The following is a 23,708-nucleotide window of genomic DNA, read 5'->3' as shown; positions in this document are numbered from 1 at the left end:
CAGAAAGCTCGGATGTTCCCGACGATCCTTATGATTTTAAGCCCTGGAACCGTCGACTGACTATTGCCCCGTTGCCCCCAGCGCCAGCAGGCGCCGTGCGACCCGTGTGCGCAAGCCACGCTGGGTGGCATCTTCCAACACCTCGCGGGAACCGCGCACGCCGCGTCCGTGCAGACCAGTGGCCTGGGGCGGCGAGTTCGTCTGGCCGGCCTTGCTGCGCAAGCTCGATCGGGCCGACAGCAGCTATCGCACATAGGAGGTAATTGGCGACAGCGGCTACAACGACGGTGGTGCGCCGAGACTTTGTAGCCGCTGCCGCACTGAGCTTGAGCGCAAAGCGTTCGCCAGGTCCCGGCCCAAATGGAGGGATCAGATCAACCCCTCCGCTTTGAGTGCCTGCTGCACGGCCGGGCGTGCGCGGACGCGCTCCAGGAAGGCGGAAACGGCCGGGCAGGGCCCAAGGTCGATGCCCATGTGACCGGTCCAATTGACGATCGTGAACAGGTAAGCATCGGCGACGCTGAAGCGGGCGCCGGTGAGGTAGTCCTGGCCAGCCAGGGCCTTGTCGAACAAACCCAGGCGTCGGCCGATGGCGGCTCGCGCAGCGGCTTTGACTTCATCCGGGCTGGTGGGGTTGAACAACGGGCTAAAGTTCTTGTGCAGTTCGGTCGCGATAAAGTTCAGCCATTCCTGCACGCGGGCGCGCTCGAGCAACCTTGCCGTGGGCAGCAGGCCGAAGGCGGGCTTGAGCTCTGCCAGGTATTGGATAATGGCCGGCCCCTCAGTGAGTAACTCGCCATCATCCAGTTGCAAGACCGGGACGTAGCCCTTGGGGTTGATCGTGTAGAAATCCGCGCCACTGGCGGTGGTGTGGGAATTGAGATCGACCTTTTCCAGCTCATGGGCCAGGCCCAGTTCGCAAAGGACGATGTGCGGCGAAAGTGAGCAGGCGCCTGGAGTGTAGTAGAGTTTCATGTCGTTCTCCCTGTGATTATTGAGCCAACGAGCCGTGAATAATCATACGCCAGGTCATGAGCCGGGGCACTGGGGCTAAGCTTGACGGATTCGGTCCGAATGAAAGGAGCCCCGGCATGGTTACACGTCGCCACTTTCTCGCAACCACGGCCACTGCCACGGCCGGCCTCGGTTTGCTGGCCGTCCATGCAGGTGTCTTCGCTCAAGGCGCAGCGAGTGCACAGGCAGCGCCTTTGCAGACCCGCAAGATCCCTTCTACCGGTGAACCCTTGCCAGTGATCGGCGCGGGCACCTCCGGAAGTTTCGAGGTCGAGGCCGGGTCGCCGCAGTACCAGCAGCTCAAACAGGTGCTGCAGGTGTTCTTCGGGCATGGCGCCCGGGTCATCGATACCTCACCCAACTACGGCACCGCCGACGCGGTGCTTGGCCAGTTGCTGGAGGAGGGCGGCTGGCGTCAGAACACCTTCCTGGCGACCAAGATCGCCGCCGACAGCCTTGCCGCCGCCCAGGCGCAGTGGGCAGGCTCCCTGCAAAAGCTGCGGACCGAGACCGTCGATCTCTTGCAGATCCACAACCTGCGCGACTGGAAGGAACAACTGCCCTACGCACGCGAACTCAAGGCCCAGGGCAAGACGCGCTACGTCGGTGTCACCCATTACACCGACAGCGGCCTGGCCGAACTGGAGCGGATCCTGCGCAACGAAAAACTCGACTTCATCCAGATCCATTATTCGGTGAACTCGCCCAATGCCGCCAGGAGCGTGTTGCCGCTGGCCCAGGACAAAGGCGTCGCGGTACTGATCAACCGGGCGTTCGATGACGGCCGACTGTTCGCCAGGGTCAAGGACCAGGCGCTGCCGGCCTGGGCGACGGAGGCGGGGATCGGCAGCTGGGCACAGCTGTTCCTCAAGTTCGCCCTCAGCCACCCGGCGGTGACCACCGTGATTCCCGCCACCAGCCGACCCGAACGCCAGCTCGATCAGCTCAAGGCTGGAACCGGCCCGCAACTGAGCGCCGAGCAACAGCAACGCCTGATCCAACAGTTCGCCTGAGCCTCATGTCCAGACCGGCAACCCGCATTCGTCTCGGTGGCATGCTGGGCAAGGGCTTCGATGTCCGCGACGAGGAGGGCGGCGCGGTGCTTGGCGGGCTAGCCCTGTTCTTCCTGCTGTTCGCCGGTTACTTCATGCTGCGTCCGGTGCGCGAAACCATGGGCGTGGCCGGTGGCGTGGAAAACCTGCAATGGCTGTTCACCGCCACGTTCATCGTCACCCTGGTGGCGCTGCCGCTGTTCGGCTGGCTGGCCTCACGGGTCGAACGCCGCTACATCCTGGCCTGGACGTATGGCTTTCTGGCGAGCAACCTGCTGGTCTTCGCCGCGCTTTTTGCCGTGCAGCCGGACAACCTCTGGGCCGCCAGGGTGTTCTACGTCTGGTTGTCGGTGTTCAACCTGCTGGTCATTTCGCTGGCCTGGAGCGTACTGGCCGACCTGTTTTCCAACGAACAGGCCAAGCGCCTGTTCGGTCTGCTGGCCGGTGGCGCCAGCCTGGGCGGCTTGGTCGGGCCGATCCTGGGCGCAACCCTGGTCGGGATCATCGGTCACCCGGGCCTGCTGCTGTTGGCGGCCTTGTTTCTGCTCGGCAGCATCGGCGCGGCGGTACTCCTGCAACACTGGCGCGATCGGCATCCATTGCCGGCTGACGCCGAACACCCCAGGTCCAGGCCGCTGGGCGGCAATCCGTTCGCCGGCGCGACGGCGGTCCTGCACTCGCCTTACCTGCTGGGCATCGCGGTGTTCGTCGTGCTGCTGGCCAGCGTCAGTACCTTCCTGTATTTCGAACAGGCGCGGCTGGTGGCGCAAACCTTCACTGATCGCACCCGCCAGACCCAGGTGTTCGGCCTGATCGATACCGTGGTGCAGACCCTCGCGATCCTGACCCAGACCTTCCTCACTGGGCGCATCGCGCAAAAGCTGGGCGTGGGGGTATTGCTGGTGGCAGTGCCACTGGTCATGGCCGCCGGTTTTCTATGGTTGGCACTGGCGCCGGTGTTTGCCGTGTTCGTGGTGGTCATGGTCATCCGCAGGGCCGGCGAGTATGCGCTGGTACGCCCGGGCAGGGAAATGCTCTACACCGTGCTGTTGCCGGAGCAGAAATACAAGGCCAAGAACTTCATCGACACCGTGGTGTACCGCGGTGGCGATGCCGTCAGCGGCTGGGTCAAGCGCGGGCTGGACGTGCTCGGCGAGCATCCGCAACTGGCGATGTTCATCGGCGTGGCAATCGCCTTGCTGTGGGCCGCGTCGGGGGGCTGGCTGGGGCGCAGGCGGCGTGGGCTGGAAGGGCCGTAAAGCGGGCTGTGACCGGCACCCACGCTCCTGGCTCATCCGCCCATGGCCTCAACGCTGTGCGGCAGCTGCCGTTGCGAGAAGCGAGCGGTTTTCCTCCGTCGTGCTGTCGCAGGCTTGCCCGGTCGGCACCAGGTCAATCACGTGGGTGTGGTAGGCGCTGAGCCCTTCACGGTGGCCGATACTGATCACGGTGATGTCGGTGGCCGCCAACGCCTCGTACAACCGGCGTTCGGCGTTTTCATCCAGCCCCGAGGTGGCCTCGTCGAGAAACAGCACGGGCGGATTGAGCAGCAACGCCCGGGCCAGCGCCAGCCGTTGCTGCTCGCCAGGGCTGAGGCGGCGGTTCCAGTCTTCGGCGCTGTGCAACGGCAGGTCTTGCAGCTCGACCAGGTGCAGGACCAAATTGAGCCGCGCATCACTGAAATCGCCAACCCCGGGCGCCTCCGGCCGGTGCAGCAGATCATGCAGCGTGCCGGCCGGAAGGTAGGGACGTTGCGGCAGGATCAGCAAACCTTCGCGGTCGAGTTCGGCGCTGCCGTGATGGCGTGGCCACAAACCAGCGAGCGAGCGCAGCAGCGTGGTCTTGCCAATCCCCGATGGCCCGCGCAGCAACAGCCGCGCACCCGGCGGTACGCTGAGCGTCAACGGCTCGAACAGCGCGGCGCCACTCTCGTTCAGGGGCGCAAAGTCGTGCAGTCGCAAGCCGCCGGTGCTGGCGACCACCGGATCGGTCGGGGCGGGCAGCGCATCGAGTTCGCGCCAGAAGCTGCACAGGCGGGTCTTGGTCGCGCGCCATTCGGCGATTACCGGGTAGCTGCGAATCAGGAACGATAGCGCGCTCTGGATCTCACCGAAGGCCGAGGCGATCTGCGTCAATTGCCCAAGCTGGATTTCGCGGGAGAAGAACCGTGGCGAGACCAGCAACAGCGGCAGGCTAAAGGCAAAGCGATCGTACGCCGCATTGATGCCCAACAGCTGTTTTTTCGAGCGCACCAGCCTTGCGTAGTTGGCCAGCAGGTGGCCCAGTTGCCCCAGCAAATGTTTGCTTTCCCAGCCCTGGCCACGTGCCAGTGCCACGTTCTCGGCGTCTTCGCGCAAGCGCGTGAGGCCGAAACGAAAATCCGCCTCGCGGCGTTGCTGCAGGAAGTTGAGGGCAATCAGCGGTTTGCCGATCCAGTGCGCGATCGAACTGCCGATCACGGCATAAATCAGTGCCAGCCAGAGCATGTAGCCGGGAATACTGACCTCGAGGCCGCCGACGCTGAACTCCAGCGGGCCGGAAATGCGCCACATGATCATGCTGAACAGGATCACCAGGATGACGGCCTGCAGAAGATTCAAGCCCAGCTCCAGGGTCTGCTCGACGAAAATCCGGCAGTCTTCGGCGATCCGCTGGTCCGGGTTGTCATAGGTTACGCTGTGGAAGCGGCTGCGGTAGAAACGCTGGCTGTCCAGCCATTTGCCGAGGAAAGCCTGCGTGAGCCTGTCGCGCCAGTTGATCAGCAGCTTCTGCTGCACATGAAACTTGACCATGGTGCAGGCGATGAAGGCCATGTCGAGAACCAGCAACTCGACGACACGGTAGCCGAAGGCTTCGGCGTCCAGGGATTGCAAGGCGTTGTAGAAACCAAGGCTCCACTCGTTCCAGCGCACCTGAATGGTGATGATCCCGCCCACTGCCAGCATCGCCACGGCCAGTGTCAGATACGCGCGGCGGCGACCGACAGATGACCAGTACGGCGCGGCCAGCAGTTTCATATCGTCGATGAACATCTATGCTTCCTGCAGGTATCGGTATGAAGCACGTGTACGCGTGCAAAACCGTGACAGGGTAACAGTTCTCATGCTCATTTACGAAACGCCCAATGACTGTCTTTCAGGCTTCTGAACTTGTGCTGGACGAAACCCTGCTTGATCGACTCTTGCGCCGCGCCCTCAAGGGCTGGAGTACGCGGCCCCGCGAACTCATACAGGTTGCTTCACCTTTCGATGCACCCACTGAGCCTCGCTTTGCAGCTCCAGGACTTGCCTATGGAAGCGCTCCAGCGAGGCATTGTGGCCGACGCTGATCAGGATCGTCTCCGGCAGTGTCTGTTTGAGCAATTGATAGCAGCGCACCTCGTTCGCCGAATCCAGCGCCGAACTGCTCTCGTCGAGGAACAGTACCGTGGGGCGGGCCAGCAGTGCCCGGACGAACGCACAGCGTTGCAGTTCGCCGACGCTCAGGGTCTGCGCCCAGTCACGTTCCTGATCCAATTGTTCGCTCAGGTGTTGCAGGCCGACTTGCTGCATGGCCAGGCGCAGAGCGGCATCTTCTTCGCGATGGGGTGGATTGGGATACCAGAGCGCCTCGCGCAGGCTGCCCAGCGGCAGGTAAGGTTTTTGCGAGAGTGTAAGAGCACGCTCACGGTCGTAACAGGTCGAGCCAGAAGCATGATGCCAAAGTCCTGTGACCGCACGAATCAGTGTCGACTTGCCGTAGCCGGACGGCGCGCTGATCAGAAGGCTATCGCCGGGCTCAAGTGAAAGGTTGAAACCTTTGAGCAAGCGCCGGCCGTTCGGCAGCCAGATGTCTAAATCCTTGATATGAAGGCCTCTGGGCTGCTGCCCAAGTATGACCCTCGACTTGACCTCGACGTTATCCAGGCGCTCCTGGAAACCGATCAACCGGTCGATCACCGATTTCCACTCGGACAGCTCCGGGAACACGCTCACCAGGTAGGAGACGGCTGCGTGCACTTCGCCGAAGGCGGCGCTTATCTGGGTTAGGCGGCCGAGGGGAAATGCGCCGGCGAAGAACTGCGGCGCCATGATGAACATCGGGATGACCGTGGCGCTGCGCAAGTAGAAGGTCGAGTAGCCCATGATCAGTTTCTGCTTTTTCACCAGCGCCCAAAAGTTCTCCAGCGCCGCCTCCAGGCGTTGGTTGAAACGGGTGTTTTCCACGGTTTCGCCCCGGTACTGGGCCACCGAGTCGGCGTTTTCTCGCAGGCGCATCAGCGAGAACCGAAAATCGGCTTCGCGCCGCTGTTGCATGAAATTGAGCCGTGGCAATGCGCGCCCCAGCCAGAACGCGACGCCCGTGCCCAATAGCGCGTAGACCATGGCGACCCACACCAGCAACCCCGGAATGATCAAGGACTGACCGGCGAACGGAACGCTGATCAGGCTGGAAGCCTGCCAGAGGATATGCAGGAAGGAAAACAGCGACACCACCGACGTCATCAGCCCCAGGCTCAATTTGAGCGACTTGATGATGAACAGGTCGATGTCCTCGGCGATCCGCTGATCGGGGTTATCGACGTCGGTCTCGGTCAGCTTCAGTTTCTGGTAACGCTGGCTGTCCAGCCATTGACCGAGCATGTTCCGGGTGGCCCAACGACGCCAGCGCAAAGTCAGCTTTTGCTGGAAGTGAAACGCGCCCACGGTAAAGGCGGCCAAGCCGATCTGCAGCAGGATGAACTGCAGGCCGCCCAGGAGAAAGCCGGGGTAGTCCTTGGCCTGCAATGCGTTATAAAAGTGCAGGTTCCAGAAGTTGTTGAGGATATTGACCCCCACCAGGCACAGGTTCATCAGCACGGTGGCCAAAAGCAGCAGCAGGGCCGGGTACTTTTGTTCGGATGCCCAGAAAGGCCGTGCGAGACGCCAGAAATTGCGGAGTGTGTGCATGTGGTTTTGGTGAGCCCGGTCGCTAACGACGTTGAGTTTGCAAGGGAGGGAGGATAGGATCGGCCAATGCTAATCGTTTGCATTAATTAGGGAAAGTCACGGGAGACCTGTTATCGAATTTCCAGAATGGCTTAACCAGGCTTGGCCACCGATACAGCGGGTAATCCGGCATGAACCTGGTGATCAGCCTTCCATAGCATTGAGCCGGGTTGCCGACCCCGCCATGCTGCAACCGTTGCTGACCCAGTTCGCCCTGCGTTATCCGGGGGTAAACCGCGCAGCCGTGGTTTCGCAGTGGTCGATGAACTATCTGAGCATCGTCCTGCCGGCCACCCTGGCCTGTGTCCTCACGCGTCATTGCGCGATCGACTTCTGGGGCAAGGAGGCTGTGCTGTTGCACGCTGAGGGTCAACCCCTGGCGCTGGGATGGGACGCCCGACTACCGACCTTGGCCCCCGAAGACCGTGCAGCCTACTGGTCGCGGTTGATCCACGAGCACCTGGCACCGCTTTTTACCACCCTGGCCGCCGCCGGTGGCCTGGCGCCGAAAATATTGTGGGGCAACCTGGTAGCCATCTGGGATGGTGCCTTCGCGAGAATGGATGCTGACTTGTCCAGGGACGGATTCGCCGAGGCGCACCAGTGGCTGGAGCAGGTCACGGTGAACGACGGGCGCCTGAAGTTACGGGGCCTGCAACGCATGGTCGAGTCACCTGCGCCGCAGATTTGTCCCTGTCTGGCATTGCGTCGGCATTGCTGCCTGCATTACCAGTTGCACGAGCCCGTCGAAGGCAAGCCGCAAGTGCTCTGCGAGTCATGCCCCAAGCTGCATCGCCTGCCTGTGGAAGAACAGGTGAGCTACCTGCACTACATCTATCAGGACGGTTGAGCGACGGCACCGGCCCATCCCTTCATTACGGGCAGACCTCGGCCAGGGGCGGTGGGTCTGTATCGGCGTGCGGTGTGACTTCGCTGAGCATCCCGTGTTCGATACGGATCAGCCGGTCGGCCAGCCCGAAGTAGGCATCGTCGTGAGAGATGACGATCACCAGTTTGCCGCGCTTGCGCAGGTCCGACAGGATCCTGTTATAGAAAAAGTGCTTGAACACCGGGTCCTGATCGGCCGCCCACTCATCGAACAGATAGCAGGGGCGGTCATCCAGAAAGGCACTGAGCAGAGCCAGGCGCTTGCGTTGCCCGGTGGACAGCGCCAACGTCGTCAGCTGTCCTTCCTCGATTCGCACCTTATGGTCCAATTGCAGGTGTATCAGGTAGTCCTGTGCCTGCTGCACCAGTTGCGGATCGTCGTCATCCAACAAATTTTCGAACAAGCAAAAGTCGGTAAAAATCGCCGAGAAGTGCTGTCGGTAACGGTGGTTGTCGCTGGTCGAGGACACTTGCTCGTCGAGCATTATTTCACCGTTTTCCGGCGGGTAAAGACCGGTCAGCAGCAAGGCCAGGGTGGTTTTGCCGCTGCCGTTGCCGCCGGTAATGAACACCACCTCGCCGGCATTGAGGGTGAGGTCTATGGGGCCAAGGGTGAAGTGACCGTCCTCGCGCTCGCGGTAGTAGGTGTGGGTGACTTGCCGGCACACCAGGTTGCGGACCTGAGACGGGGTGATGGTGTCGATGGTCGCGCTGGCGACTTGCATCTCGCCTTCCAGGGCGCGGATCTTGTTCAGTGCGACGCTGGCCCGGCCCAGGGTGGGCAGGGCATTCATCAGCTCCGACAGCGGGGTAATCATGTAGAGGATGGCCAGGATATAGCCGGTAACCAGGCTGACGCCCAGGTCGATAAAGTGCGGCGCGGCGAACAGCACCACGCCGATCAGCATATAGAACACCGCATTGCCCCAGTTGAGCACTACGGCATAGATGCTCATGCCGCGCACAAAATCCCGGCGGTATTGCTGGCTCACCGGTATTAGCAGGCGAGTGAAGAAGTGTTGCCGGCGTGGGTGGTTGAGCTGCAGTTCCTTGCTGCCGTCGGTGAGCAGGCGGTAGTGATCGAACAACCGATCCTTGAGCTCGCGAGCACGAGAGATCGACGTCAGTGCCCGGCGTTGCGGCCAGTGGAAACTGAGACTGCCCAGGGCGATCAGCAATAGCGTCAAGCCGAGCAGCGGCAGGCTGAGCCAGCCCAGGTAGCCCAGGCATGCGGCGATAATCCCAGCGTTGACCAGCAGGATCGGCACCAACTCCACCGCCTGGCTGATGGTTTGCGTGTCGTCGGTCAGCATGGCCAGCAGGCGGTGCTTACCCAGGCGCTGCAACTGCGCGTAAGGCGTATCGATCAGCTTGGCGCTCAGGTGCAGGCGCATATCGTTGACCGCGGCCTGGCCCAGGCGCAGCAGACTGACGTCGGAGATCACCCGCGACACCGCCACCAACACCACCAGGCCCGCAAAGTACAGACCGTCCGCCGGGCGCAGCTGATCAAACACCGTCAGGCTGTGGTTGATGGTGGCAATCAGACCCGCCGCCGCCAGGCCGCAGATCAAGCCCGTCAGGGTCGCGACCAGCAGTGCGCGCCACGAGCGTTTGGCCATTAGTAATAACAGATCCATTTCAAACCGCTCCGTCAGTGAAAGTGGCCTCAAGGCGCGCCACCAGTTGCTGTTGCAAGGCGCGCTGCTCAAGGATGGTCAGGTGCTGCGCCTGGATGACCTCGCGGGTTAACGGCCCACTGCTCAGGCGTTCCCAGTGCGGGTCGGCGAAATCAGCCTGGGCCAGGGTGTCACTGGCCCACCAGACATGCACCGGGCAGCTTAGCCGCGGAGGTTGGAAGGTCGCCAGCAGATGTTGCGTATGCTGCTGGTACCGCAACCGCGTCTGCAGGTGCTCCCAGCTGTCGCCGTCCAGTTGCAGGCCTTGCTGGCGAGCCCACTGCACCAGTTCCGGCAGGCGTGCCGGCGGGGGCAGGGCATTCAGTTGTTCCATCAACACGGCCAGGATCGGCTGCGGTAACTGGCGCAACACGGCCTGGCTGTCAGGCGTCAGGGCCTGCGCCGCCGATGCCAGCAGCGCCTCGACGCTATCTTCTGGCGCCTGGCGCTGGTACTGCGAGTCGACGATGCCGAGAAAGGCCACGTGTTCGCCGTGACTTTCCAGGTGAGCGGCAGCGGCAATCGCGAGCAGTCCACCGAGGGAGAAACCCAGCAGGTAATAAGGACCGTGTGGTTGCTGCTGGCGCAGCTGCTCGACGTAGAGCGCGCCAAGGCTTTCGATATCACCGCCCAGCGTCGTGCTGTCGTCGGTCAGATAAGCGGCCTGCAGCCCCCACAGGTTCCAGGCCGGCAGTGGCGCCAGTAGCGTGCGGTAGTCCTGCACATGGCCAGTGGAGGGGTGGAAGCAGAACAGGTTGGCGTCCTGCACCGTGACGGCGTCTGGCGCCGACAGCTTGACCAGCGGCGAGAGCTTGAGCTGAGCCTGCACCAGCGCCGCAAACGCCGAGACACTGGGCGCGGTAAACACCGCATTGACCGTCACCGGTGCCGACAGCGCCCTCTGCAAGCGACTGGCAAGCCTCACCGCCGCCAGCGAATGGCCGCCCAGGGCGAAGAAGTCATCGTCGATGCCCACCCGCTCCAGGCCCAGCACTTGCGCCCAGACCTCGGCCAGCAGGGCTTCCAGCGGTGTGCGCGGCAAGGCACTGCCGACCGTGTCGAGCACCTTGTCCCCCCATTGTTGCAAGGTCTTGCGGTCGAGCTTGCCGTTGGCCATCAGCGGCAGCGCTTCGACGATCCGCAGGGTTGGCAGCATGTAATCCGGCAAGCGATCCTGAGCCTGGCCATGAAGTTGGGCAACCGTGGCCGAATGCCCGGGCGCCAGGGTCAGGAAGGCGAACAGTTGCTGGCCGAGCTCACCCCTGGGGACGCATTCCACCGCGGCCTGGGCAACACCTGGAAGGCTGGTCAACTGCGCCTGTATCTCGTCGAGTTCCACGCGAAAGCCACGGATTTTTACCTGACGGTCCGCGCGGCCGGTGATCTCCAGGCTGGCGTCATGCCGGTAGCGCGCCATATCGCCGGTGCGGTAGAGGCGTTCGCCAGGCAGCCGCGCAAGCTCGATAAAACGTTCAGCGCTTTGTTGCGCGTCCAAATAGCCGCGTGCCAGTTGCGGGCCGGCGATATAGAGCTCCGCGCTTTGCCCGGGGGCGACCGACTCTTGCTGGTCGTCGAGCAGATACAGGCGCATGCCGTCAAGACGGTCACTGAGGGGCAAGCGGCGATAATCGCAGGCCGGCTCAGCCTTGTGCATCACCACCCCAACCGTGGTTTCGGTCGGCCCGTAGTGGTTGAAAATCGTCAGCGTCGGTGCCAGGTTGCGAATGCTCTGCAACAGGCGCCGCGAGCAGGTTTCGCCGCCGAGGATCAACTGCTTGCGTGGCAACACGGTGGCGCTTTGGGCGTGAATCAACCAGGCGTCAAGCAACGACGGCACGATTTTCAGGTGATCGATTGGATACTGTGCCTGCCAGGCCGCCCAGACCTGGGCGTCCATGGCCGTCTCCTTGTCCAGCAGGTGCAGTTCGCCACCGCTGAGCAGCGCCGGGAACAGCAGCGTGTAGCCCAGGTCGGCAGCCAGCGAGGTGACCACCGCGCTGCGTTCGCCAGCAGCCAGTTGCAGGCGCCCGGATACGCTGGCGACGTAACTGGCAAGCTGCCCGTGCTCGACGATTACGCCCTTTGGCGTGCCTGTGCTGCCAGAGGTAAACAGCACGTAGGCAGCGTCCTGCGGTTGGATCTCGATGTTCGTAGCGGTCGTTGGACCCTGCTGCCATGCAGCTTCATCGCGCAGGTCGAGGCTGCCGACCGAGGGCAGCGTCGGTGCGCTGCCGGCCGAGCCGCTGAGTACAAAGACCGGCTGCGCTTGTTGCAGAATTGCCAGGGAACGCTGCGCGGGCTGCTGCACGTCCAGCGGTACGAACGCCGCGCCGCTCTTGAGCACGGCGAGCATGGCAAGCACCATCTGCGCCGAGCGATCCAGGTACAACGCCACGCGGTCTTCGCGACCCACGCCTTGGGCGCGCAGGTAATGTGCCAGTTGGTTACTACGGGTCTGCAGTTCGGCGTAGCTCAGGTGCTGGCTGTGGTCGCGCAGTGCCAAGTGGCTGTTGAAGTGCTCGGCACACTCACTGAAGCGCGTCGGCACACTGATAAACGGCACCGCCGCGACTTCGAGCGGGGCCTGGAGAGCGGCCAGTGCCGCGGTGAAGCACGGAGCCTGCAACGACAGATCGGCCAGCGTCTTGCCGGGGTAAACGAGGGCATCGAGCAGCAGCGACTGGAGCTGCTCCAGGAGGGTCAGGGCCGCTTGCACGCTGTAGTGGCTCGGCATGTGGCAGAGGTTCAGGCGGTAGCCGTTGGCGTCGTCCTCGGTACTGATCGCTTCGGCAACAAGCAGCAGTTCCATGCCCGGGGGGATGGCCTGCACAGTCAGCACCTTGAGCGTCGATGTGCTGCTGCCCAAAGCGTCGAGCCGATTGTGCAGGCGTTCGCCCCACTGGAAGCCGTAATGCGAAACGTGGGCCGGCAGGGCAGTGCTGACGCCGCAGTACTCCTGCCATTCGGTGGCCTGCTCGCAGAGCGTCTGCAAATCCGTCAGCGCCTGAGCAAAGTGGCTGTCGGCCGCAGGCTGCCAGGGTAGGGGCAGGGCCTTGGCGAACAGTCCCCAGCAGTCTGCGAGTTCTTCGTAGTCGTCGCGGCAATCGTGCACCCAGTTCAATGTCAGTGCCGGGCTGTCGCCGGTACTCAGGCGCTGCAGCAGCACTCCCCAGGCGGTCATCAGTACCTGCTCGGGCGACGCATCGTTATTCCGGCAAAAGCTGTCCAACGCAGCGCTCAATTGCGTGCTGGCGATCAGGCTGGTGGTCACCGGGACGTCAGTCTGGTCGGTGCGCACTTCGCGGTAGAGCAACTCGCTGCCGGCACTCTCGCCCAGTGCCTGACTCGCCCAGAATTGCCGGCCATGCTCGGCGTCTTCATCGGCCTGCAATTCGTGGAGCCAGGCACTGTATTGGGTATAGGTCATGGCCTCGGCAACGGCCGACGGGGCATTCGCCGAGCCCAGCGCCTGCGCCAGGCGCAGCAATGTCCCGCGATCGGCGGCCAGCGCGGGCAGTTGCAGCGTTACCCGGTGCAGGTCTGCTGCCAGCGACTGCACTTCAACGCTGATTGCGCCTAGCGCAGCGGTGGCGGATTCGATGACCTGTAACGGCACCTGCAAACCCGGCTCAGGCCACACACGCAGGCGCAAGGCGTCGTGGCAGGCCGTCAGGGCGGCCAGCCGCTCGTTCAGGCGCGCCAGCGCCAGTGCACCGCCAATCTCCAGCTCCAGACGCGCCGGCGGCAACCCCGCCAACCAGTGGCTGCGCTGCTGCGGCGAGAGGGCAAAGGCTGCTTCGCGTTGTTCGTACACGGTCATGCCTGCACCTCCGTGCTCGGCAGCGGCTGCGCTGCGCACAGACTGTCCGCCAGTTGTTCGCGGCGCATCATCTGGCCCATGGCGACGCAGATCTTGCGTTCGCCTTCAAAGGGGTCGCGGGCATGAGCCACCAGCATATTATCGAGCATCACCATGTCGCCTTTGTGCCAAGTGAAACGTACCGCGCAGTCCTCGTAGGCGGCGCCGATCACCTCCATTACATGGTCCTCGATGACGCTGCCGTCGCCGTAGTACACGTTGCGTGGCAGGTGCTCGGGGCCGAACAGGCTGATCAGGTTGCTGCGCACCTCAGGTTCCAGGCACGCGGTATGGTGCAATTGCACCTGATTGAAAAACGACAACTCTTTGGTCTGCGGATGTTCGATGATCGCCGGGCAGTGCTGGGCAATGCGCAGGTTGTCGGCACCCAGCCACTGCCAGCGGATACCCGATTGCTGGCATTGGCGCTCGACTTCTTCTCGTTGATCGGTCTTGAAAAAGTCCTGCCAGCGCACATCCAGCTTGTCAGTGAAATGCCGGACGTAAAGCAGGCCCTGGGCCTTGAGGCGAGCGACGATGTCCTGGGGCAAACGCGTCAACACCTGCCGGCAATCCACGATTGGCGTACAGCCTCCGCGCGGGGCCGGGGTTTCGCAATAGAACCACTGCTTGCGTGGCCATTGCGGCAGATGCGAGCTCTCGTTGTGGAAGAGGATCATGTGCTGTTCCGGGTAAGGTGTGGAGTGATAGATGTTCTTGCCGGAAGTATTTTTTGGCAAATCGCCGTAGGTACCGTAGAGGTCTGGCTCGATGGCTTGGGCGAACTGTTCGAAGGCGGCGGCATCCGGCAGGTTGAAACCGCGGAACAGCAGGCCGCCGTGCGTCAGAAGCTGCGCATTGATCCATTCCCGGGCTTGCAGCGCCCAGTGCACGGGGTCCAGGTCGCCAAGCAGCGGTTCGATCACCAAAGGCAACGCTTGCCCGGCGATCAAGGCGCGTGTCCGTACCTGCTCGTGGGCCACCTGACTCACGGCGGTGGCACGGGTTTGCTTGAGTTTGCTCATTTTGGACTGCTTGCGGGCACTGCGGGCCGCTGCATCGTCGAGCGGTGAATCAGGCTGGGCGGCCGGTGCTGTGTGGTTGCCTCCCTCCAGGCGCCATGACCAATCATCCAGAGCCTGCTCGGGCGCCAGCACGATCCGCTCCAGCAAGCTTTCGAAGCCTTGTTCAAGCCGGGTGACGGTTTGCGCCTGCAACACGCTGGTGCGATAGACCCAGCGCACGTTCAGGCCTTGCTCGTCGTCCTCTTCGACAAACACGGCGAGGTCGAACTTGCTGGTTTCCTGGCGCGGCACCAGATGTTCTTCCACCTCAAGGCCTGGCAGGCTGGCACTGGCACCCGGTGTGTTCTGCATGACGAACAGCACCTGGACCAGTGGGTTGACCCCCGGCGTGCGCGGCGGTTGCAGCTCCTCGACCAGTTTGTCGAAAGGCACTTGCTGGTGCTGGAAGGCCGACAGGCAGTCTTCACGCAAGCGTTGCAGGCGCGCGTCGAAGTGTTCGCCCTCGGTGAGGCGTGCACGTATCGGCAACACATTGACGAAGAAGCCGATGAGATTTTCCACGGCCGGGTGTTCGCGGTTGGCCAGGTCGGTGCCGACGATAAAGTCGTTCGCGCCGGTGGCTCGCTGCAACAGGCTATTGAAGGCATTGAGCAAGACCATGAACAGGGTCGCCCGTTGCTGTTGTGCATAGGCCTTGAGCACCTGTGTCTGGGCCGGCGTGAATTGTTGCTGGAGGGCCGCACCCTGATAATCAGGGCGAGCCGGGCGCGGGTAGTCCAGGGGCAGCGGGATCAACGTCGGCGCGCCGTCGAGCTGGCGACGCCAATAGTCAATCGCCCGTGCCAGCAGGCGCTGTTGCGCTTCGCTGCGTTGCCAGTGGGCATAATCGGCGTACTGGATCGGCAGCGGCGCGAGGACCGGTGTCGAATCGCTGGTGTAGGCCTGGTACCCAGTGATCAGCTCCTGCATCAGAATGCCCATGGACCAGGCGTCGGTGGCGATGTGATGCAGTACCAGTTGCAGCACATGATCATCAGCCCCCAGGCGCAGCAGGCTGGCGCGCAACATCGGTGCCTGTTGCAAGTCGAACGGGCGCGCGGCCTGCTCATCGATCAGGCGTTGCAGGGTTTGCGCTTGCTGCTCGCCGACGAGTTGACCCAGCTCGGTAGGCGTCAGGTCGACCGCTGGTGCCTCGCTGATGACCTGGCATGGCTGGTCGCCGTTGAGATGGAAGGCGGTGCGCAGTGACTCATGGCGCTCCAGCACACACTGCAAAGCCGCCTGCAGCGCCGCGATGTCGAGCGCTCCACGCAACCTGACGACCGTACTCATGTTGTAGGCGGCGCTCGGGCCTTCGAAGCGATCCAGGAACCACAGCCGTTGCTGGCTGTAGGACAGCGGCAGCGTCTGGTTGCGCGGCGCCAGGGCAATCTCGGCTTCGCCGTCGGCCAAGGCCTGCGTGCCGTGTTGCCGATCAACGGCCTCGGCCAATTGTTCCAGGGTGCCGCGCTCGAACAGGGTGCGCAGCGGCAGGTTGACGTTCAGCCGTCGGCGAATCCGCGACAGCACTTGGGTGGCCAACAGCGAGTGACCTCCGATGGCGAAAAAGTCGTCGTGCACACCGACGTTGTCCAAGCCGAGAATCTCTTGCCAGAGTTCGGCCAGCACTTTTTCGGTCGCCGTGCGCGGGGCCACGCGCTGGTCCTGGGCATTCTCGGCCTGGGGCAAGTTTTGGGCGGCGAGGGCGCGGCGGTCCACTTTGCCATTGGCGTTGAGCGGCAACTGTGCAAGGCCTAGCCAGCGGGCGGGCACCATGTAGCTCGCCAGTTGATTGCCCAGGTAAGCACTCAAGGCCTGTTGTGGGGCATCGCCGCCCAGGTCGGCAGCGATGTCGAGCACATACCAGGCGACCAGTTGCAACGCGCCACGGGCGTCGGGCAGCGCCAGAACTGCCGCGCTATCCACCGCCGGGTGCTGCATCAGGCGGTTTTCGATTTCGCCAAGCTCGATGCGGTAACCACGGATCTTGACTTGCTGGTCACGGCGGCCGAGGTATTCGATCACGCCATCGGCACGTACCCGGCCGATGTCACCGGTGCGATAAAAGCGTGCATCCGGCTGCAACGGGTGGGGGATAAACGCCTCGCGGGTGCGTTGCGGATCTCTCAGGTAACCGCGACCAACGCCGACCCCACCGATGCATAACTCGCCAGGAACGCCGATGGGCACCGTACGCAGGGCCGAATCGAGAACGAACAACTGGTTGTTGGCGGTGGGCCTGCCGATTGGCATGTGCAGGCAGTCGTCGGCCGGGGCTTGGGTGATGGGGTGGAAGGCGACGTCGTCCGAGCACTCGGCCGGACCATAGGCGTTCATCATCGGGGTCGCCGGGAACCGTGTGCACCAGTCCCGAGCCAGAGCTGGCGGTAATGCCTCGCCAGTGGGCAGGAGCCAGCGCAGGCTGGTCAGGGTGTGCTGCGGGCGACTTTCCTGGAGCATGCCGCGAATCAGTGCAGGTACGGTTTCCAGCAACGTCAGGTGCTGGTCCTGGACGGCATCGAGCAGAGCCACGGGATCGTGCGCCTGGGCGTCGGGCAGAATGTGCACGGTGGCGCCGAACAACGGGGCGGCGAGGAACTGCCACACGCAAATATCGAACGCCGCAGACGCAGTCTGGGCGATACGGTCGTGCTCGCCCAGGCCCAGACCCGGGACTTTGCCGAAGATGTTGTTGAGCATCCCGCGCTGTTCGACCATGACCCCTTTGGGCGTGCCGGTAGAGCCCGACGTAAAGATCACATAGGCCAATTGGTCGGGGTTGTGTGGGTAAGTTACCGGTGGCTGTTCGCTACCTTGCCAGAGCGTCTGCGCGATCAGGCAAGTGGGTTGCTTGCGCATCTGGGGCAGCATTTCGTCCAGTGCCGACATTGCGCTCTCGCAGACCAGCAACAGCGGTGCTTCGCCCAGGTCCAGCAGTTCAGCCAGGCGCGTGGGCGGCTGCTGGATATCCAGCGCCTGGAAGGCAGCGCCGGCTTTGAGCGTGGCGATCATCATGGTCAGCAACGTCAGGCCACGTTCAGCAAACAGCGCCACCAGGGTTTCCGGACCGGCACCTGCCGCTTGCAGCGCGTGGGCGATGTCGTTGGTGCGTCGGTCCAGTTCGGCGTAGGTCAGGGATTGCCCCTGGCATACGGCGGCGATGTGTTGTGGGCGGCTGCGCACCTGATCGGCGAACAGCGATGCGTAGCCCCGCGCCAGTGGGAAGTCGACTTCACTGCGGTTCCATTCGACCTGCAACTGCTGGCGTTCCGCTTCGGGCAGCATGTGCAGGCTGCCCAGTTGTGCCTGCGGCTCATCCAACATGCTTGAAAGCAGTTGCACCAGGTGCCCGAGCATGCGTTGCACGGTATCGGCGGCAAAACGATGACTGTCGTAGGACAGGCGAATGCCCAGGCGGTCGCCGGGGTACAACACCACCGTCATCGGGAAGTTGGTGTGCACCCGGTCTTCATAGATATCAATGCTGAAGGCGTCCAGTTGCACGCTGCTGATATCGAGCGGTGCGTTCTCGAATACCACCAGGCTGTCGAACAACTGCTGGCCGCGCGGCACTTCGCTGCAACGCTGGATATCGACCAGCGACGCGCTTTCGTGTTCGCGCAATTGCGCGTTGTGTGACAGCAGCGCTTGTAACCAGTCGGACACCACCGCTTCGGGGTCGACATCGATCCGCAGTGGCAGGCTATTAATGAACAACCCGACCATTTCCTCGACTCCGGCCAGGTCGGTGGGGCGGCCGGCAACGGTCACCCCGAAAAGCACATCGCGGTTACCGCTGTACCTCGACAGCAACAGCGCCCAGGCGCCTTGAATCCAGGTGTTGGGCGTCAGTTGGTAGTGCTGGCACAGCTGCTGCAAACGCTGGGTCTGGCTGATGCTCAGGGTCCGGTCGAGGTCCCCGACCTGTTCCGGGGCCTGCTCCGGGCGGGCCACGGGGCTGTCCACATGCAGCGGTGTCGGCTCGCTGAAACCCGCCAGTTCGGCTTGCCAGAAGGCGTGCGCGGCGGCCATGTCATGGCGTTCCAGCCAGCTCATATAGCCTCGGAACGAGCGGAACCGGGGACGCGCCACGGGTTCCTGGCGCACGATGGCCTGGTAGATCGCTAGCAGATCTTCCATCAGCAGGCCGAAGCACCAGGCATCGGTCAGGATATGGTGGAAGCTGCGCACCACGGCGAAGCGCCGCTCACTGAGTTGGAACACCCGCAGGTGGGTCAGCGGCGCACAGCTCATATCGAAACCTTGCAGGCGTTGCGCTTCGAGGGCCTGGTCCATCGCCAGGCGCTGCTGCTCTTCATCAAGGTGGCGAAGGTCTTGCCAGTCGAAAGCCCGGACGGTGTCACGGTACACGCATTGCAGCGGCTCATGGTCGTCCTGCCACCGGAATGCGGTGCGCATCATCGGATGCCGCCCGAGGAACACTTGCCAGGCCGCTTCCATGGCCGGGCGTTGCAATACCCCGTCCCAACTGTAGCGCTGCTGCATCAGGTAGATGCCGCTGTGGGGTTGCAGCAAGGTGTGCAGCAGCATGCCCTGCTGCATGGATGACAGCGGATAGACGTCTTCGATGTTCGACCAGTCCAGGGGCTCGGCCGCCAAGGTCGCAGCCTGCTTGTGACACAGCGCGAATGCCTGGCTGGCAGGGCGCAGGTCGGGCTCGGCGAGTAGCCCGGCCAGTTCGGTCAACCGTTGCACAAGCTGTGGCGCCCAACCGGCGGCGAGCGCACCCTGGCAGCGCAACTGCAGGCGACCGTCCTGCCAACAGGCGTCCAGCGTCAGTGGGCAGATTGAAGCTGCCGGCTGGTTGGCTGCCTCGACGTGCGCCAGGATGCCGCGTTGTTCGCGGTGGCTGTCGCGGTCGCCCAGCCAGCGAATGGCGACCGGTGCAGCCGGCAGGTCGCGCAGAGGTTCTTGCAGGTAAGTATTGCTCGACAGGTAACGCAGGGCGCCATAGTCGGCGCCGTGTTGCGGGTAGGCGCGCAGCTGCGCTGCCAGTGCCTGCAAACGTTGCAGCAGGCTGTCCCCTTCGGGCTGGAGGAAGAACGGCACCGCCAGCTCCAGCGGTCCCATGATGCGTACCGGGTCGAGGTCGGCCACGGCAATCGGCGCGCTGACTGGCAGCCGGTCCGCTGCTGGACGGGCGCCGTGCAAACTCAGCGCCACCAGGCCTTCGCCACACAGCTCACGGCACTGTTCGACCACGGCGCTGGCCAGCAGGCTGTTCCAGTCCAGTTGCAGCACTTCGCCCAAGCGTTTGAGTTCGCTTGAGATGGTGGCAGACAGTGTCTGCTCGACCACGCTGGCCGGCTGCTGGCTGTCAGGCAGTTGCAGAGGGTCCATTCCTGCGTATTGCAGCCAGTGTTCCCAGGCGTCGTCCAACGCGTCGCCTTGCGCATGGGTTTGCTGGTGCCGCGTCCACTGGGTGAAGTCGCCGCCAGCGTAGGACAGACGCACCGGCCGTTGATACAGCAGTTGCGCCAATGCCAGGTTGAGGTCGGTGAGCAGCAACGACCAGGAAGCCTCGTCCATGCACAGTGGGTGAGCGGCCAGCAACACGTAATGTTTGGCGCCATCGTCCAGCAAGCTGGCGTGCAGGGATTGCCCTGCGCTCAATTCAAGGGCGTCGACACCGGCCTGGGCCAGGGTTTGCAGGCGGGCCTGGCTGCACTCATCAAGCCGTTGGGTACTGACGGCCGGGGCTTTGGGCGCGACCAGTACGCGTTGCTGCCATTCGCCAACCGGCAGCGATTGCAGTGCCAGGCGCAATGCCTGGTGGTGCTGTTGCAAGGCCGTGATGGCCTGGCTCAGCAGTTTGCTATCAATCGCCTGGGTGAGCGCCACGCAACGCCAGGTGGCGTCCAGTGGGCCTTGTTGCAGGCGGGCTAGCTGGCCCGCGCCCAGTGGCAAGTCGTAGCCATCGGCAAGGTTCTCTGCCACCGCATTGCTGGCGTCGGCACCCAGCACCCGGGCGATATCGGCGATGGTCCGGTTTTCGAATAACTGGCGGGGCGTGAGCTTGAGCCCCTGCTGGTTGGCGCGGGCGATGATCTGCAAGTTGATGATCGAGTCACCCCCAAGCGCGAAAAAGTTGTCCTGCACACCCACCCGTTCAAGCTTCAGTACGTCCTGCCAGATAGCGGCCAGCAGCGCCTCGACTTCATTGCGTGGGGCGATATGGCTGGTGCTGTCGTCGGCTGGCTTTTGCGGGATCGGCAAGCGCTGGACGTCGACCTTGCCGTTGCGGTTGAGGGGCAATTCGTCGAGGGTGATGAAATGCGCAGGCACCATGTAGTCCGGCACGCGCGTACCGAGGTCGTTACGCAGCTTGCTTGGCGACAGCGACTGGCTGGCGACCAGGTAGGCCACCAGCCGCAGGCTGCCGTCCAGTTCCACGGCGCGTACCAGTGCCTGTTCAATCAGGGGCGACAGGCGCTTGATCTGCGCCTCGACTTCGCCCAGCTCCAGGCGGTTGCCGCGAATTTTAACCTGGCTGTCGACCCGGCCGAGGAACGCCAGTTGGCCGTCGACTTGCCAGCGCACGCGGTCGCCGGTGCGATACCAGCGTTGTTGATGCTCATCGACATGGAAACGTTCGGCGGTGAGGTCCGGTCGGTGCAGGTAACCCCGCGCCAGGGCGCCGTTGATCAACAGTTCGCCGGACACCCCGGTGGGCACCCGGCGACCGCAGGCGTCAACCACCCGCAGTTGGCGGTTGGGCAGCGGCCGGCCGAGGGCAATGCTGCGCAGGCCCACGGCCAGTTCGGTGGCAATCGCACCGACCGTCGCCTCGCTGGGCCCATAGTGGTTGAACACCCTGAGCCCTGGCGCCAAGCCGTTTACCTGTTCCAGTAGGGCGGGGCTGAGCGCGTCGCCACCGAATACCAGCAGGGTACTGGGCAACAGGCGCGCATCCGGGAGCGCTTGCAACAAGCCACTGAGATGGCTAGGGGTGATTTTCAGCACATCCACCGGGTGCTGACTGAAAAGTTCGGCCAGTGCCAGCGGGCTGAAACCGCTGTCGTCATCCACCAGCAACAGGCTGCCGCCGCTGCACAGGGCGCCGAACAATTGGGTGTGGCCCAGGTCTGCGGCGACGCTGGACAGCAAGCCGTAGCTGGCCGCTGAGGGCGGATCGAGCACCGTTTGCACCGCCGTCAGGTAGTCAACGATGGCCTGGTGCTCGACGACCACGCCCTTGGGCGTGCCGGTGGAACCCGAGGTGTAGATCACATAGGCGGCATCGCTTGGGCTATGGGCCACTGCGGGAGGGGTGTCTGGCTGGGCGGCGATGGCTTGCGCCTGTTCCGCCAGCCACAGCACGGGCGTGTGCTCGGCCAGGCTGGTCAGCAGTGTCGTGGGCGCGGCGCCGATCAGCAGCTCAGCGCGGCTGTCAGCCAGTACATCGGCCAAGCGCCCTGCGGGCTGTTTGAGATCCAGCGGCAGATAGGCCGCGCCGGCCTTGAGGGTGGCCAGCAGGGCTATCACGAAGTCGGCGCTGCGCTCCAGGGCGAGTGCCACCAGGCTGTCGTGGCCGATGCCCTGGGCACGCAAGTGCTGGCTGAGGCGGTTGGCCTGCCGATCCAGTTCGCAGTAACTCAGTGCGACCTGACAGTCCCGTACCGCCAGTTGGTCGGGGTGCGCGGCGACCTGGCGTTCGAAACGCTGGTGCAGGCACTCGTGGGGCACCGGGAGCTGTTTGCCGCAGCCCTGGGCAAGCAACTGCTGGCGTTCTTCACGGCTCAGCCAGTCGAGTTCGCCTACCCGGCACTGCGGTTGCGCCGTCATGGCCAGCAGGATGGCGCGCAATTGCGCCGACAACACCGCGACCTCGGCATCGCTGAAGCGACTGCGATCGTAGCTGAACAGGAAGTGCAACTGCTCACCCGGCACCACAATCAGTGACAGCGGGAAGTGGTTGCGGCCTTGGGTGAGGGTGATGCCGTCAGCCTGCTGGTCGCTGGTCGGGGCGCTGAAGATCAAACCGCCGGTGTCCTGGTTGAGAGCGTCGGTGACCGGGAAGTTCTCGAACACCAGAATCGAGTCGAACAGTGCCCGTTCAGCGGCAATTCGCGACATCGACTTGAGCTTGCCCAGCGGCAGGTAGGCGTGGTGGCGCAGGTCGCTGTTGGCTTGCTGCAAGTGTTGCAGCCAGTCGACCAGCGCCGGGCCGTCGGCCCATTGCACACGCAGCGGCAGGGTATTGATGAACAGCCCGACGGTGCTATCTACCGCCGTCAGATTTTCCGGCCGGCCGGCGACTGTTACGCCGTAGACCACGTCGTCACGCCCGGCGTGTTGGCCCAGCAGCAGCGCCCAGGCGCCTTGGATCAGCGTGTTGATGGTCAGGTCATGACGGCGGGCGAAGTGCGACAGTTGCTCGGTTTCGCTGGCATCCAGAAGGCTTTCCCGTTCGGCAAAGGGCGCGCCTGAAGGCTGCGCGAGGCGTGCGGCAAAGTCGGGCAGCGGGGTCGGTTCGGTCAAGTCCTGCAGCTGATTGCGCCAGAACCCTTCGGTGGCCGCCATGTCCTGTTCCGCCAGCCAGGCGATGTAATCGCGGTAAGGGCGAGTCGGCGGCAGGCTGGCGGGACGGCCATGGGCCTGTTCGTAGTAGAGCGCCAGCCACTCCTGGATAGCGATGCCCACGCTCCAGCCGTCCATGAGAATGTGATGGAAGGTCCAGACCAGGTGCCAGCGCTGTGGTGCCAGACGCACCAGGCACAGTCGCATCAGTGGCGCTTCATCCAGCTCCAGGGGTTGTGCCCGTTGCTCCAGCGCCAATTGCTGCAGCGCGGCCTGTGGCTCGGCGTGGTCTTGCCAGTCAAGTTCGGTCAGAGGTAGGTCCACCTCCTGCTGCACCACCTGATAGGCGTCGTCCAGGTCTTCCCAGAGAAAAGCGCTGCGCAGTACGGCGTGACGCTGCATCAGCGCCTGCCAGGCACCGCGAAACGCGGTCAATTGCAGCGGCCCATTCATTTCCAGGCTTAATTGCTGGTAGTACACCCGCGAATCCGGCTCGTAGACACTATGGAACAGCAGCCCATGCTGGGTGGGCGAAAGGGAGTAGATGTCTTCGATGTTGTTCATTTTTACTGATCCATTTCAAAGGCTTGGAAAACACAGTGAACGTCGTTCAAGGCGCCGTGATGGTCAGGCACTGACCACGC

9 protein-coding genes are annotated in these 23,708 nt (G+C 63.5%); 3 read left to right on the top strand and 6 right to left on the bottom strand.

Annotation, left to right across the window (positions count from 1 at the left end; genetic code table 11):
• Window positions 1-369: 369 nt before the first annotated feature.
• The gene (gene gstA, locus NVV94_RS13570) at window positions 370-975 is read right to left on the bottom strand and encodes a glutathione transferase GstA (RefSeq protein WP_258442902.1); all 606 of its coding nucleotides are present in this window, start codon (window positions 973-975) and stop codon (window positions 370-372) included.
• 116 nt (window positions 976-1,091) lie between these two features.
• On the opposite strand from gstA, the gene NVV94_RS13565 reads away from it, so the two are divergent.
• Window positions 1,092-2,027 (top strand): aldo/keto reductase, encoded by a 936-nt coding sequence (locus NVV94_RS13565; RefSeq protein ID WP_258442901.1) that lies wholly within the window; start codon window positions 1,092-1,094, stop codon window positions 2,025-2,027.
• A gap of 41 nt (window positions 2,028-2,068) precedes the next feature.
• Window positions 2,069-3,325, top strand: coding sequence for an NTP/NDP exchange transporter (locus tag NVV94_RS13560; protein WP_408733506.1), 1,257 nt, complete (start codon window positions 2,069-2,071; stop codon window positions 3,323-3,325).
• Window positions 3,326-3,373: 48 nt separating this feature from the next.
• On the opposite strand, the gene NVV94_RS13555 is transcribed toward NVV94_RS13560, so the two are convergent.
• Together NVV94_RS13555 and NVV94_RS13550 are read right to left on the bottom strand one after the other, a co-directional pair.
• Window positions 3,374-5,098, bottom strand: a complete 1,725-nt coding sequence (locus NVV94_RS13555) for an ABC transporter ATP-binding protein/permease (protein ID WP_258442899.1) — start codon at window positions 5,096-5,098, stop codon at window positions 3,374-3,376.
• Between the two features lie 192 nt (window positions 5,099-5,290).
• Window positions 5,291-6,994, bottom strand: a complete 1,704-nt coding sequence (locus NVV94_RS13550) for an ABC transporter ATP-binding protein/permease (protein ID WP_258442898.1) — start codon at window positions 6,992-6,994, stop codon at window positions 5,291-5,293.
• 223 nt (window positions 6,995-7,217) lie between these two features.
• Here NVV94_RS13550 and fhuF point away from each other — a divergent pair, with 223 nt between their 5' ends.
• Window positions 7,218-7,883: a siderophore-iron reductase FhuF gene (gene fhuF / locus NVV94_RS13545; protein WP_258442897.1), complete on the top strand. Its 666-nt coding sequence runs from the start codon at window positions 7,218-7,220 to the stop codon at window positions 7,881-7,883.
• A 25-nt stretch (window positions 7,884-7,908) separates the two neighbouring features.
• Here fhuF and NVV94_RS13540 read toward each other — a convergent pair whose 3' ends face one another.
• The 3 genes from NVV94_RS13540 to NVV94_RS13530 are packed head-to-tail and all read right to left on the bottom strand — an operon-like array spanning window position 7,909 to window position 23,628.
• On the bottom strand, window positions 7,909-9,561 hold the full coding sequence (locus tag NVV94_RS13540) for a cyclic peptide export ABC transporter (protein WP_258442896.1): 1,653 nt from the start codon (window positions 9,559-9,561) through the stop codon (window positions 7,909-7,911).
• A gap of 1 nt (window position 9,562) precedes the next feature.
• On the bottom strand, window positions 9,563-13,420 hold the full coding sequence (locus NVV94_RS13535) for an amino acid adenylation domain-containing protein (protein ID WP_258442895.1): 3,858 nt from the start codon (window positions 13,418-13,420) through the stop codon (window positions 9,563-9,565).
• Entirely contained in the window at window positions 13,417-23,628 is a 10,212-nt protein-coding gene (locus NVV94_RS13530) for a non-ribosomal peptide synthetase (RefSeq protein WP_258442894.1), read from the bottom strand. Before NVV94_RS13530 ends, NVV94_RS13535 begins: the two co-directional genes overlap by 4 nt.
• Window positions 23,629-23,708 lie beyond the last annotated feature (80 nt).

The sequence above is a fragment of the Pseudomonas sp. LS1212 genome (assembly GCF_024741815.1).
Lineage (GTDB): Bacteria > Pseudomonadota > Gammaproteobacteria > Pseudomonadales > Pseudomonadaceae > Aquipseudomonas.
Note: the sequence above shows the minus strand (reverse complement) of the source record. Positions and strands in the feature narration are given on the sequence as shown.